The sequence below is a fragment of the Streptomyces sp. NPDC087844 genome (assembly GCF_044742785.1).
Taxonomy (GTDB): Bacteria; Actinomycetota; Actinomycetes; order Streptomycetales; family Streptomycetaceae; genus Streptomyces.
The window spans coordinates 227,941-242,189 of sequence record NZ_JBIUVD010000009.1 but is presented as its reverse complement, the minus strand read 5'-3'; the positions used below and the strand labels follow the sequence as shown (position 1 = coordinate 242,189).

The window sequence follows — 14,249 nt, the reverse complement described above, 5'->3', positions numbered from 1 at the left end:
TCCGGGGGAGTGCGTCCGTGGTCGGGGACGGGTCCCGGGGGAGTGCGTCCGTGGTCGGGGACGGGTGCCGGGGGAGTGCGTCCCTGGTCGGGGGTGGGCGGCCGATAAGCAGTGCCGCCGTGTCCGACCCCTGTGCGATGCTCGGCGCTGTGGAGACCAGGTCCGTCAGTCCGGTCTTCGTCGGCCGGGCCGACGAGCTGGACGTACTGAACGACGCGCTCGCCCGTGCCGCCGCGGGCGAGCCGCAGGCGCTGCTCCTCGGCGGTGAGGCCGGCGTGGGAAAGACCCGGCTCATCGAGGAGTTCGCGGCGGGCGCCTGCCGCGAGGGCGCCGTCGTGGCTGTCGGCGGCTGCGTCGAGATCGGCGCCGACGGCCTGTCCTTCACCCCCTTCTCCACCGCCCTGCGGGCCCTGCGCCGCCACCTGCCCGACGCGCTGGCCGCCGCGGCCACGGGCCAGGAGGAGGAACTGGCCCGGCTCCTGCCCGAGTTGGGGGAGACCACCCGAGGGCGGCACGACGAGGACGGCATGGCCCGCCTCTTCGAACTCACCGTCCGCCTCCTGGAACGCGTCGCCGCCGACCGCCCAGTCGTCGTCCTCCTGGAGGACCTGCACTGGGCGGACGCCTCCACCCGCCACCTCCTCGCCTACCTCTTCCGGACCCTGCGCAGCGGTCACCTCCTCGTCGTCGCCACCTACCGCGCCGACGACATCCACCGCCGCCACCCACTGCGCCCGCTGCTCGCCGAACTCGACCGGCTGCGCACCGTCCGCCGGATCGAGCTGCGCCGCTTCACCCGCGCCGAAGTCGCCCGCCAGATCGCCGGAATCTTCGGCTCCGAGCCCGACCCGGTCCAGGTCGACGACATCTTCGCCCGCTCCGACGGGAACGCCTTCTTCGTGGAGGAACTGGCCGTCGCCGCCCACGACGGCTGCGCCACCGGCCTCACCGACTCCCTGCGCGATCTGCTCCTCGTCCGCGTCGAGAGCCTGCCCGAGGGCTCCCAGCGGGTCGCCAGGATCGTCGCGGAGGGCGGCTCGACGGTGGAGTACCGGCTGCTCGCGGCCGTGGCCCGGCTCTCCGAGGACGACCTCATCGAGGCACTGCGGGCCGCCGTCGGCGCCAACATCCTCCTCGCGACGCCCGACGGCGACGGCTACCGCTTCCGCCACTCCCTGGTGCGCGAGGCCGTCGGCGACGACCTGCTCCCCGGCGAGCGCTCCCGCCTCAACCGCCGCTACGCGGAAGTCCTGGAGGCCGACCCCTCGCTCGTCCCGGCCGGCGAGCGCGCCGCCCGGCTGGCCAGTCACTGGTACCACGCGCACGACGCCGCCAAGGCCCTGCCCGCCGTCCTCGACGCCTCCGTCGCGGCCCGCCGCCGGCACGCCTACTCGGAGCAGGTACGGCTCCTGGAGCGGGCGATGGAGCTGTGGGACACGGCCCCCGAGGCCGTACGCGCCGCACTGCGCACCGCCGACTACAGCGAGGCCTATCCGCCCCCACTGCCCGAAGCGCGCGGCGGGAACCCCAGCCGCCGCGACCCGGCCACCACCCCGCTGCACTACCTCGACCTCATGGCCGAGGCCGCCGTGGCGGGCCGGTTCTGCGGGGAACGCAAGCGCGCGCTGAAGACAACCAAGCGGGCCCTGCACCTCCTGGAGGACGAACGGGACCCGCTGCGCGCCGCCTGGTTCTGGATCCAGCGATCCCGTCTCATCGAGGGACAGGGCCTCGGTGACGGCTGGCAGGAACTCGGCACCGCGCAGGACCTCGTCCGGGGACTGCCGCCGTCCGAGGTGCACGCCGACGTCCTCGCGCATGTCGCCAACTGGCTGATGGCGCACCGGCCCGGACCGGACGCCCTCCAGGCCGCCGAACGCGCCGTGGAGTACGCCCGCATGGTCGGGGCCCGTGACATCGAGCTGAACGCCCGCCTCACGCTGGGCGGACTCCTGGTCGAGTCCGGCGACATCGGCGCCGGACTCGCCGAGGTCCACGAGGTCAAGGAACGGGCCACGGAGCTCGGCGCCACCTATGTGCTGGGCCGCGCCCATGTGAACCTGCCCTCCCACCTGGAGGGCGTCGGCCGCTCCCAGGAAGCCGTCGGCATCCTGGAGGAAGGAGTCCGGCTCACCCGGAGATACGGACTGCTGGACACCGAGGCCTGGGTCTGGGGCAACCTCGGCGAGTCCCTCTTCTCGCTGGGACGCTGGCCCGAGGCCGCCGAGGCCGGAAACAACGCGGAGCGGGTCGGCCAGAGCGCCAAACCCCGGGGCTTTCGCACCATGCTCCACGCACGCCTCGAACTGGCCAGGGGTGACCTGCCCACCGCACGCGCGCAACTGGCCGAGGCCCGCGGCCACTTCGGCACCCACGACGCCGTGCCCCAGAACGCGCTGCCCCTGACCACCCTCGCGATCGGTATCGCCGCGGGCGAGGGCCGCCTCCTCGACGCCCGCACGGAGCTGGCCGAGGCGCTGAGCCTCGGCTTCCCGCCGGGCACCCAGCGCTACGGCTGGCCCCTGCTGCTCGCCGCGGCGACCGCGGAGGCCGACGCCCGCGGCCTGCCCGCCGCCGAACCGGGCCGCGCCGAACTGGTCGAGCGCCTGCGCACGACCGCCAAGTCCCTCACGACGAACGTGCCCATATGGCAGGCGTACGAGCTCTGGGTACGCGTCGAACTGCTGCGTGCCGAGGGCCGGGACACCCCGGACGACTGGTCCGAGGCGGTCGCCGCCTTCGAACCGCTGGAGCGTCCCTACGACCTGGCCCGCGTCCGCTACCGGCTGGCGGAAGCCCTCTTGAGTTCCGGCGGCACGGAGGAGGAACGGGGCCGCGCCACCGAGCTGCTGCGGCTGGCCCGGGCCGTCGCCGACCACCTCGGCGCACGGCCGCTCACCGACGCCGTCGCCCTGCTCGCCCAGCGCGCCCGCCTCACACTCGCCCGGTCGCCCGGCCGGAGCCCCCTCGCTCCCACCGACCCGGCCGAGGCGCTCGGCCTCACCAGCCGCGAGCGTGACGTCCTGCGCCTGGTGGCCGTCGGCCGCACCAACCGACAGATCGCCGAGGAGCTCTTCATCGCCCCGAAGACGGCCAGCGTCCACGTCTCGAACATCCTGGCCAAGCTCGGCGTCTCCGGCCGGGGCGAGGCGGCGGCCGTCGCGCACCGGATGCGGCTGTTCCCGCCGGAGACGGCCGCCGCCCGCCCGACCGGACGAGCCGGATGAGTTCCACGAGGTGAGGTTTACGCTGTAGGAGACGCCGGGCCGAGGGAGCCGCTGTGTTCAACATGATCGAGAACCTCTTCGCACCGGGCCGCAAGCACACCGAGGACGAGAACAAGCGGCTGGAACTGACCCGCGTCGATCTGAACGACGGCGACCCCGGGCAGGGCCCCATAGACCTGACCTCGGGCAAGGTGGTCGTACGCCCGCCGACGCAGCCCACGGGGGAGCGGGACGGCCGGGCTGACCCGCGGGACGACCAGGATCACCCGGAAGCTCCCGCTTAGGCATCTCGCCTAGCCTCGCCCCACCTCACCCCACCCCACCTCACTTGACCCGCAGCTCCAGGATCCGGTCGTCCCCGTCGCCCGGGGTGCCCCTTCCGTCCGTCTCGCTCGTGACCAGCCACAGCTTGTCGCCGCCCGCCGCCACCACCGTGCGCAGACGGCCGTGGTCGCCCTCCAGGAAGGCCTGCGGCTCCGCCGACTCCGCCGTGCCCTTGAGCGGGACGCGCCACAGCCGCTTGCCGCGCAGGCCCGCCATCCAGACGGAACCCTCCGCGTAGGCGATACCGCTGGGGGAGGCCTCGTCGGTGCTCCACTGGTCGATCGGACTCTCGTACTTCGAGTCGTCCGACTCGCCCTCCACGTCCGGCCAGCCGTAGTTGCCGCCCGGCTTGATGTGGTTCAGCTCGTCCCAGGTGTCCTGGCCGAACTCCGAGGCGAACAGCCGCTGCTCGGAGTCCCAGGCCAGGCCCTGCACATTGCGGTGGCCGTACGAGTAGACGGGTGAGTCGAAGGGGTTGCCCGGTGCCGGTTCGCCCTCCGGGGTCAGGCGGAGGATCTTGCCGCCCGTCGACTTCTTGTCCTGGGCCAGCTCGGTGACATAGGTCTCGCCCGTGCCCACGTACAGCATCTTGTCCGGGCCGAAGGCGATGCGACCGCCGTTGTGGTTCGTGCCCTTGGGGATGCCCCGGAACACCGTGTCGGGGGCGCCCAGCCGCTCACCGGCCGGCCTCTTCGCGTCGTACTGCATGCGCACGACGCGGTTGTCCGAGTCCGAGGTGAAGTACGCGTAGACCATGTGGTCCGACGCGTACGTGGGGGACAGGGCCAGGCCCATCAGGCCGCCCTCGCCGCCGGGGGCGACTCCGGGTACCGAGCCCACCTCGGTCTTCTTGCCGGTCTTCTCGTCGACCAGCGTGATCGTCCCCTCGTCGCGCGAGGACACCAGCAGGCCGCCCTCGGGCAGGGGCGCCAGGCCCCAGGGTGTCCTGAGGCCCTCGGTGACGGTCCGCACGACCTGCACGGAGCCCTTGGCGGGCGGTGCCTCCTCGGCCGCCCGCCCGGAGGCCGGGGGCGAGGTGCCGGGTTTCGGAGAGACCCAGGGCGTGCTCCCGCCACCGTCCGGACTCCCCCCGCCGTCCGAGGAGCATCCGGCCGTCAGCAGGAGCGTGGCTGCGGCCAACACGGCCGTCACAGCTCGACGTTGCACGATGCGGGATCCCTTCGACGCGGCAGGTTCTCCTTTTCATACACCGCCCGGGCCTCCCGGGTTCCCGATCACGGACACCGAATCGCCGGACCCCTGCCCGAACCGGGCGATTCAGGACCCGGACCCCGGCTCGGCCCCGGGATCCCCGCTCAGTCCCAGGACCCCAGCGCCGAAGGCAGTTCCGCCACCTCGGCGAGATCCTCCGCCGTCAGCCGCAGCCCGGCCGCCGCCGCGTTCTCCGCGGCCCAGCACTCCCGCTTGGTCCCGGGCACCGGAACCACCTGTTTCCCGCGCGAGAGCACCCAGGCGAGAGCCACCTGCGCGGGGGTGACGGGCGCGCCCCCGGTCGCGGCCGAGTGGCGGGCGGCGATGCGGCGCAGACCGACGACGATCGGCTGGTTCGCGGCCATCATCTCGGCGGTGAACCGGGGATGCCTGGCCCGCAGGTCGTCGGGTTCGAACCCCTCGCCGGGAGTGAGGGTGCCGGTCAGGAAGCCGTTGCCGAGCGGCATCGCGGCGAGGAAGCCGACCCCGCGCGCCTCGCACCACGGCAGCAGGGCCTCCAGCGCCTCCGGCGACCACACCGACAGCTCGGCCTCCACCGCGCTCACCGGGAAGACCTGCTGCACCCGCTCCAGCTTCCGTACCGTCCCGTCGTGCAGCCGCGCACCCGGCCTGCGGCCGGCGCGGGCGCCCACCGCGCACAGCCCGAGAGCCCGCACCTTCCCGGCCGAGACGAGCTCCGCCATCGCGCCCCAGGTCTCCTCGACCGGTACCTCCGGGTCCTCGCGGTGCAGTTGGTAGAGGTCTATGACATCCGTCTGCAGCCGGCGCAGCGACGCGTCGCACGCCCGCTTCACATAGCCGGGACGGCCGTTGGCCACGATGTGCTGATCACCCACCAGCAGACCGACCTTGGTCGACACGAAGGCATCCGAACGCCGCTCCTTCAGCGCGCGTCCCACCAGCAGCTCATTGGTGAACGGCCCGTACATGTCGGCGGTGTCCAGGAGCGTGCTGCCCCGGTCGAGGGCCGCGTGCACGGTGCGCAGCGATTCGGCACCCCGCTGCCGCGAACCCGAATACGCCCAGTTCATCGGCATGCACCCGAGACCGACAGCCCCCACTTCGAGCGCCGCCGCCCCGATCGTCCTGCGCTCCACCTGGCCGTGCCCTCCCTTTACTGGCACCCCAAACTAACCTCTGCGTCCACGGATGCTTCGCATAGCCTCCTGACCATGACGTACGAAGTGTGGCTCCCGTTCTCACCGGACGAACTCGACGGCCTTCCCGAGGGCCTCGACTACCGCTTCTGGAACGGCGAGGAGGACTTTCCCGCCGACCCAGCCGACTGCGCCTTCTACGTCGTGCCCTACATGAAGGGCGGCGACATCTCGGTGCGGCCCATGGCCGACATGACCTCCGTGCGGGTCGTGCAGACCCTGTCGGCCGGCATCGACCATGTCCAGCCGGGCCTGCAACTGCTGCCCACGGGCGTCCAGTTGTGCAACGCGCGCGGTGTGCACGACGCGAGTACCGCCGAACTCACCCTCACCCTGATCCTCGCCTCGCTGCGCGGCATCCCCGACTTCGTCCGCGGACAGGACAGCGAGGAATGGCGGTCGGGGTTCCGTCCCGCGCTCGCGGACAAGAGCGTTCTGATCGTCGGCTACGGAGCGGTGGGCTCGGCCGTCGAGGACCGGCTCGCACCGTTCGAGCTCGCGCGGGTGGCGCGCGTCGCGCGCTCCGCACGTGAGACCGCGCGCGGCCCCGTGCATCCGATTTCCGCCCTGCCCGAGCTCCTCCCGGAAGCCGATGTGGTGGTGCTCGTCACGCCGCTCACCGAGCAGACGAAAGGCCTGGCCGGAGCCGATTTCCTGGCCCGAATGAAGGACGGGGCACTCCTCGTGAACGTGGCCCGCGGCGGTGTCGTCGACACCGAGGCGCTCCTCGCCGAGCTGGGGAGCGGCCGGCTCCGGGCGGCCCTGGACGTCACCGACCCCGAACCGCTGCCGCCGGGGCACCCCCTGTGGCACGCCCCGAACGTGCTCATCAGTCCCCATGTGGGCGGCCCCACCTCCGCGTTCCTCCCACGGGCCCAGCGGCTCCTCCTGGACCAGTTGCACCGTTTCGTGAACCGGGAGCCACTGCGGAACGTGGTCCTTACGACGGGCTCGTAGTCCTCCTCGCTCCCGTCCGGGCGTGTGCGAAGGGCACTCATGGGTACCCTCCGCATTCCATCGAACGCACGCCGTGTCCAATCCCCCATCGGCCGTTACGGAGCGTAGAGGGACTATGTCCCTGAGTGACGAGACTGGTGTATCGTCCCGACAGGGGCTGCGCCGCGCACCATCCGGCGCCGGGGACTGAGAGACAGCAACAGCGAGGGGGGCGACGGGCGATGTACGGCCTATGGACCAACGATCCGACGCGACGGGGTCGCCGACGGCGATCCTGGTGTCCACCCGCGCGCAGATGCGGCCACAGCGGCCACCACCACCACCACCACCACCGGCCGAGCGGTCGCAGGCGTCACATACACACGGCGCACCGGGAACAGAGGGACTCGGGGGCGGCTCGGCCGGGAGAGACGCAGTGAGCTCCCCGGGGGCGGTGCTCGCCCGCGGCCAGGTCGCCGGGGGCGGGTCGCGCATGGTCCCGCAACTCGTGCTCGCCCTGATGTGCGCGGGATACGCCGTCGGTTCCGCGCTCGGCTGGGGCTCACCACGACTCGCCCTGATCATGGGCGACTTCGGGCTGAGCGCGGCGGCCGCCACCGCGGCCGTCTCCTGCTTCCTCTGCGCCCGCACCCGGCGCAGCCGCTTTCGACCGGCATGGCTGCTCTTCTCGCTCTCCTCCACGATGGCGGCGATGGGCAACTTCGTCTGGGGCTGGTACGAGGTGGTCCTGCGGAGCCAGGTGCCCAGCCCGAGCTACGCCGACCTGTTCTTCCTGTGCTTCGCCCCACCGGCCATCGTGGGACTGCTCGTCCTCGCCAAACGGCCGGTGAGCAAGGCCGGCTGGGTCTGCCTGGGACTCGACGCCTGGCTGATCGGCGGCTCGCTGCTCACGCTCTCCTGGAGTCTCGCGCTCGCCCAGGCGGCCAAGGCGGAGGAGCCGAGCGTTCCCCACACCGCGCTGTCGCTCGCGTATCCGCTGCTCGACATCGCTCTCGTGAGCATGGTGCTCGCACTGCACTTCAGGCGGTCGGCGGTGAACCGCTCCGCGGTGAACACCGCGATCGGGGCGCTGGCCCTGACGGTGATGTGCGACGCCCTGTTCACCTCGCCACTGCTGCACAACGACTACCGCTCCGGGCAGCTGCTCGACGCCGGCTGGTTCGCCGGCTCACTGCTGCTCGCCTACGCCCCCTGGGTGGGGCAGGGGCACGGACACACGGAAGAAGAAGGGCACACGCGCGTGGTGTACGGCTACGTGCCCGGGCCCCGGCAGGGACAACCGGCACACGTACCCCTCCAGGAAGGAGGTCGCGGCCGGTATCCCCTCAGCCGGCCCATCAGCAGTTCACTGGCGGCGCTCACTCCCTACCTGGCCGCCGCCGTCTGCACGCTGGGGATTCTCTACAACGTGCTCAACGGCCGCAGCGTCGACCGCGTGGTGCTCGTCACCGGGGGCACGGTCGTGCTCGCGCTCGTCGTGCGCCAGGGCATCATGCTCGTCGACAACATCACCCTCACACACGAACTGGCCCAGAAGGAGAACCACTTCCGCTCCCTGGTGCAGGGCTCAAGCGACGTCATCATGATCGCCGCACCGAACGGCATCCTCCGGTACGTCAGCCCGGCCGCGGCCGGGGTCTACGGACGGCCCGCAGAGGAACTGGTCGGTTCCGAACTCGCCACGCTGATCCACCCGGAGGACCTGGGCTGTGTGGTGCACGAGGTGCGCCGCTTCCTCGCCGCCAGCCCCGCGGAGGAACCCACCACCCGCATCGAGTGCCGCTTCAGGTCCGGTGGCGGTGGCTGGCTCAACGTGGAGTCGACCGTCAACCGCCACCACGGCGGCCTCATCTTCAACAGCCGTGACGTGACCGAACGGGTCCGCCTGCAGGCCCAGTTGCAGCACAACGCCGAACACGACCCGCTCACCGACCTGCCCAACCGCGCCCTGTTCACCAAGCGCGTCGGCCAGGCGCTCTCCGGCCGCCGCTCCTCCGACCACGGCACCGCCGTGCTCTTCATCGACCTCGACGGCTTCAAGGCGGTCAACGACACCATCGGCCACCAGGCCGGTGACGAGCTCCTCGTACAGGCCGCCCGCAGGCTCCAGGACTCGGTCCGCAAGGGGGACACGGCCTCCCGGCTCGGCGGCGACGAGTTCGCGGCCCTGATCGTCGGCGACGGCTCCCGCGACCGCACCGCGCGCGAGCGCCACATCTTCGAGCTGGCCGACCGGCTTCGTACGACCCTGTCGCAGCCCTACCTCATCGACGGCAACGATGTCCGGGTCGCCGCCTCCATCGGGGTGTCCTTCTCCGAGCCGGGCCTGGGTGCCGGTGAACTGCTGCGCAACGCCGACCTGGCGATGTACCGCGCGAAGGCGGCAGGCAAGGGCCGAGTCGAGCTGTACGTGCCACAGATGCAGCAGGACGTCGTCCGCAAGGCGGAGCTGGCCACCAGACTGCGCGCCGCCCTGCACGACGGCGAGTTCGCCCTGCTGCACCAGCCCGTGGTCTGCCTGGACACCGGCCGGATCACCGCGGTGGCCGCGCAGGCGCGCTGGCGCTCGGCCCAAGGGGTGCTGTTCACGCCCGCCGAGTTCCTGCGCGTCGCCGAGGACAGCGACCGCACCGCCGAGCTCGGCCGCTGGATGCTGGAGGAGGCGGTCGAACAGGCCGCCGAGCGCGCGGCCACCGGGCTCGCCGTGCCCGTCGCCGTCCGGATGACCGCCCGCAGACTCCTCGACCGCTCCATGCCGCTGAGTTCGGTGGAGGCGCTGCTCACCCGGCACGGACTGCCCTCCGGTGCCCTGATCGTGGAACTGGCCGAGACGGACCCCAAGGTCTCCCTGGACGAGCTGGAGCGCCGCCTGAAGGCGCTCAGGCGGCTCGGTGTCCGGATCGCCCTGGAGGGCTTCGGCAGCGGCTACGCCACGATCACCGCGCTGCGCCGGCTGCCCGTCGACGTACTGAAGCTGGACCGCGGTCTGGTCGAGGGGGTCGTCGAGTCCGCCCGACTCCACAAGATCACCAGCGGACTGCTGCGCATCGCCAACGACCTGGGGCTGCAGTCCGTGGCCGACGGCGTGGATCTGCCCGAGCAGGTCGTCGCCCTGCGCTCGATGGGCTGCACCCATGGACAGGGCGCGGCCTTCTCCGGACCGCTGGACGAGTACCGAATGCGCCGAGCCCTCGCCGGCGGCGTCTACGCCGTGCCCCACGGCCCCGTCGAGCCCGTCTTCGCAGGAGGTGGTGGCAGCGGCGTCTTCGCAGGTGGGGGCAGAAGTGCGTACGCGGCGGGTGCCGCCTCGGGAGGGTATGGAACCGGTATCGCGCTCCGCTCACATGATGAGACTCCCGTCCCACCCACTTGACACGCACAGCGTGCCGGGGGGAGGGTCTGTGCCATGCGCACCCGAATTCTCGTACTTGGAAAGCGCGTCGGCTGAGCTGGGAAGCACCGGATCGATGACCCGGAAGTCCCCGCTAACGCACCCGACGCGCTCCCCTCGCTTGCCTCACGGCACGAGGGGTTTTTTGTTGCACCAGTGACTGTCGATCAGTAATCGCACATCGCTCAAAACTCGCAAAAACCCTCAGCATCGAGAAGAGAATGCCGATGACCGAGCAGGCCACCGGGGCCCACCACCCGCAGCCGCGGCCCCGTTCCGGAGGACAACAGTCCGCCCCCGAGCAGGTGACGGGAGCGCAGTCCCTCGTCCGTGCTCTTGAGGAGGTCGGGGCCGACACGGTATTCGGCATTCCCGGCGGCACCATCCTCCCGGCGTACGACCCGCTGATGGACTCCAAGCGGGTGCGGCACGTGCTGGTCCGCCACGAGCAGGGCGCCGGCCACGCGGCCACCGGATACGCGCAGGCCACCGGCAAGGTCGGGGTGTGCATGGCGACGTCAGGGCCGGGCGCCACCAACCTGGTCACCCCGATCGCGGACGCCCACATGGACTCCGTGCCGCTGGTCGCGATCACCGGGCAGGTCGTGTCCAAGGCGATCGGTACGGACGCCTTCCAGGAGGCGGACATCGTCGGCATCACCATGCCGATCACCAAGCACAGTTTCCTGGTCACCAGGGCGGAGGACATCCCCCAGGCGATCGCGCAGGCGTTCCACATCGCCTCCAGCGGCCGCCCGGGGCCGGTCCTGGTCGACATCCCCAAGGACATCCTCCAGGCCAGGACCACCTTCTCCTGGCCGCCGGTCATGGACCTGCCCGGCTACCGCCCGGTGACCAAGCCGCACGCCAAGCAGATCCGCGAGGCGGCCCGGCTGATCACCCAGGCGAAGCGGCCCGTCCTCTACGTCGGCGGCGGCGTCATCAAGGCCGGTGCCACCGCCGAACTGAAGGTTCTGGCGGAACTCACCCAAGCGCCCGTCACCACCACCCTGATGGCGCTCGGCGCATTCCCCGACAGCCACCCGCTGCACGTGGGAATGCCGGGCATGCACGGTGCGGTCACCGCCGTCACCGCGCTGCAGAAGGCCGACCTGATCGTCGCCCTCGGAGCCCGCTTCGACGACCGCGTCACCGGCAAGCTGGACAGCTTCGCCCCGCACGCGAAGATCGTCCACGCCGATATCGACCCGGCCGAGATCGGCAAGAACCGCGCCGCCGACGTGCCGATCGTCGGAGACGCCCGCGAGGTCATCGCGGATCTGGTCCAGGCCGTGCAGAAGGAACACAGTGAGGGTCACGCAGGCGACTACACCGCCTGGTGGAAGGACCTCAACCGCTGGCGCGAGACGTACCCGCTGGGTTACGAGCAGCCCGACAACGGCTCGCTCTCCCCGCAGCAGGTCATCGAGCGCGTCGGCCAACTCGCCCCGCAGGGAACGATCTTCACCGCGGGTGTGGGCCAGCATCAGATGTGGGCCGCGCACTACATCCAGTACGAGCAGCCCGCGACCTGGCTGAACTCCGGCGGCGCCGGGACGATGGGCTACGCGGTTCCGGCCGCGATGGGTGCCAAGGCCGGCGCACCGGACCGTACGGTCTGGGCGATCGACGGTGACGGCTGCTTCCAGATGACCAATCAGGAGCTCACCACCTGCGCCCTGAACAACATCCCGATCAAGGTCGCCATCATCAACAACGGCGCCCTCGGGATGGTCCGCCAGTGGCAGACCCTCTTCTACAACCAGCGGTACTCCAACACCGTGCTGCACTCCGGTCCCGACGCCGACGGCAAGCAGCCGAGCGCCGGCACCCGCGTCCCCGACTTCGTGAAGCTGTCGGAGGCCATGGGCTGCTACGCGATCCGCTGCGAGTCCGCGGACGATCTGGACAAGGTCATCGAAGAGGCGAACTCGATCAACGACCGTCCCGTAGTGATCGACTTCATCGTCCACGAGGACGCCATGGTGTGGCCGATGGTCGCCGCCGGCACCTCGAACGACGAGATCCTGGCCGCCCGGGACGTCCGCCCCGACTTCGGCGACAACGAAGACGACTGAGAGCCGTAGGTAAAGGAAGCAGACCCATGTCCAAGCACACGCTCTCCGTCCTGGTGGAGAACAAGCCCGGTGTCCTCGCCCGGATCACCGCCCTGTTCTCCCGCCGCGGCTTCAACATCGACTCGCTGGCGGTCGGTGTCACCGAGCACGCAGACATCTCGCGCATCACCATCGTGGTGAACGTGATCGAGGCACTCCCGCTCGAACAGGTCACCAAGCAGCTCAACAAGCTCGTCAACGTGCTGAAGATCGTCGAGCTGGAACCCGGCGCGGCCGTTCAGCGCGAACTCGTTCTGGTGAAGGTGCGCGCCGACAACGAGACGCGTTCCCAGATCGTCGAGATCGTCCAGCTGTTCCGCGCCAAGACCGTCGACGTCTCCCCGGAGGCCGTCACCATCGAGGCCACCGGCGGCGCCGACAAGCTGGAGGCCATGCTCAAGATGCTGGAGCCGTTCGGCATCAAGGAGCTGGTCCAGTCCGGCACGATCGCCATCGGCCGCGGCTCCCGCTCGATCACCGACCGGTCGCTGCGGGCCCTGGAGCGGTCCGCGTAGACCCCTGGCCCCGTCACCCGCGCGGAGCCCCGTAAGAGATTCGAGTACGACCGGAAACGGGCGGTCGGCGGCCGTCGGCCGCCCGCATTCCGAGACCCCGGAACGTCCCCTCATCCCTCCGGCATACGGTGGGACGCAACACCTGCACACCAAGGAGAGAACCCAAAGTGGCCGAGCTGTTCTACGACGCTGACGCCGACCTGTCCATCATCCAGGGCCGCAAGGTCGCGGTCATCGGTTACGGCAGTCAGGGCCACGCCCATGCGCTGTCGCTCCGTGACTCGGGCGTCGACGTCCGGGTCGGTCTGCACGAGGGCTCCAAGTCCAAGGCGAAGGCCGAGGAGCAGGGCCTGCGCGTGGTGACCCCCTCGGAGGCCGCCGCCGAGGCCGACGTCATCATGATCCTGGTCCCGGACCCGATCCAGGCCCAGGTCTACGAGGAGTCCATCAAGGACAACCTGAACGACGGCGACGCGCTGTTCTTCGGCCACGGCCTGAACATCCGCTTCGGCTTCATCAAGCCCCCGGCCGGCGTCGACGTCTGCATGGTCGCCCCCAAGGGCCCGGGTCACCTGGTCCGCCGCCAGTACGAGGAGGGCCGCGGCGTTCCGTGTATCGCGGCCGTCGAGCAGGACGCGACCGGCAACGGCTTCCCGCTGGCCCTCTCGTACGCGAAGGGCATCGGCGGCACCCGCGCCGGCGTCATCAAGACGACCTTCACCGAGGAGACCGAGACCGACCTGTTCGGTGAGCAGGCCGTCCTCTGCGGTGGTACGGCCGCGCTGGTCAAGGCGGGCTTCGAGACGCTGACCGAGGCCGGCTACCAGCCGGAGATCGCCTACTTCGAGTGCATGCACGAGCTGAAGCTCATCGTCGACCTCATGTACGAGGGCGGCCTGGAGAAGATGCGCTGGTCGATCTCCGAGACCGCCGAGTGGGGCGACTACGTCACCGGCCCGCGGATCATCACGGACGCCACCAAGGCCGAGATGAAGAAGGTCCTCGCCGAGATCCAGGACGGCACCTTCGCCCAGGCGTGGATGGACGAGTACCACGGCGGTCTAAAGAAGTACAACGAGTACAAGACGGCTGACGCGGAGTCCCTGCTGGAGACCACCGGCAAGGAGCTGCGCAAGCTGATGTCGTGGGTCGGCGACGACGAGTGACTCCATCGGTTCGGCCGTGGTACCGGGTGCGCCCCGGTGCCGCGGCCGTATCCGTCCGCCCGTGGTGACGTCACGGGGCTGTGCCCCGGACCCCGCTCCTCGATCTCCCCCACAGCCTCAAGGGCGCGGGGGGACCCCCAGGGGCCAAGTAGTAGGCGTGCG

General features: G+C 70.8%; 9 protein-coding genes. 7 read left to right on the top strand and 2 right to left on the bottom strand.

What is annotated here, in order from left to right; all coding sequences use genetic code 11:
- Nucleotides 1-137: 137 nt before the first annotated feature.
- Nucleotides 138-3,227, top strand: coding sequence for an AAA family ATPase (locus tag ACIOKD_RS20055; protein WP_402085713.1), 3,090 nt, complete (start codon nt 138-140; stop codon nt 3,225-3,227).
- Nucleotides 3,228-3,280: 53 nt separating this feature from the next.
- Nucleotides 3,281-3,511 (top strand): DUF6191 domain-containing protein, encoded by a 231-nt coding sequence (locus ACIOKD_RS20050; RefSeq protein ID WP_402085506.1) that lies wholly within the window; start codon nt 3,281-3,283, stop codon nt 3,509-3,511.
- A 40-nt stretch (nt 3,512-3,551) separates the two neighbouring features.
- On the opposite strand, the gene ACIOKD_RS20045 is transcribed toward ACIOKD_RS20050, so the two are convergent.
- Nucleotides 3,552-4,703, bottom strand: a complete 1,152-nt coding sequence (locus ACIOKD_RS20045; RefSeq protein WP_402085503.1) for a PQQ-dependent sugar dehydrogenase — start codon at nt 4,701-4,703, stop codon at nt 3,552-3,554.
- A 164-nt stretch (nt 4,704-4,867) separates the two neighbouring features.
- On the bottom strand, nt 4,868-5,881 hold the full coding sequence (locus ACIOKD_RS20040) for an aldo/keto reductase (RefSeq protein ID WP_402085501.1): 1,014 nt from the start codon (nt 5,879-5,881) through the stop codon (nt 4,868-4,870).
- Between the two features lie 75 nt (nt 5,882-5,956).
- Between ACIOKD_RS20040 and ACIOKD_RS20035 the strand changes: the two genes are divergently transcribed.
- The 5 genes from ACIOKD_RS20035 (at nt 5,957) to ilvC (ending at nt 14,087) form a co-directional block, all read left to right on the top strand.
- A complete protein-coding gene (locus ACIOKD_RS20035) occupies nt 5,957-6,898 on the top strand; it encodes a 2-hydroxyacid dehydrogenase (protein WP_402085498.1) in 942 nt (313 codons plus the stop codon).
- A gap of 472 nt (nt 6,899-7,370) precedes the next feature.
- A complete protein-coding gene (locus tag ACIOKD_RS20030; RefSeq protein WP_402085711.1) occupies nt 7,371-10,271 on the top strand; it encodes a putative bifunctional diguanylate cyclase/phosphodiesterase in 2,901 nt (966 codons plus the stop codon).
- 239 nt (nt 10,272-10,510) lie between these two features.
- Complete coding sequence (locus tag ACIOKD_RS20025) at nt 10,511-12,367, top strand: acetolactate synthase large subunit (protein ID WP_402085496.1); 1,857 nt, start codon at nt 10,511-10,513, stop codon at nt 12,365-12,367.
- A 26-nt stretch (nt 12,368-12,393) separates the two neighbouring features.
- On the top strand, nt 12,394-12,921 hold the full coding sequence (gene ilvN, locus ACIOKD_RS20020) for an acetolactate synthase small subunit (protein WP_107021902.1): 528 nt from the start codon (nt 12,394-12,396) through the stop codon (nt 12,919-12,921).
- Nucleotides 12,922-13,088: 167 nt separating this feature from the next.
- Nucleotides 13,089-14,087 carry a ketol-acid reductoisomerase gene (gene ilvC, locus ACIOKD_RS20015; protein ID WP_402085492.1) on the top strand — a complete coding sequence of 333 codons (999 nt, stop codon included), beginning with the start codon at nt 13,089-13,091 and terminating at the stop codon, nt 14,085-14,087.
- The last annotated feature ends 162 nt before the right edge of the window (nt 14,088-14,249 follow it).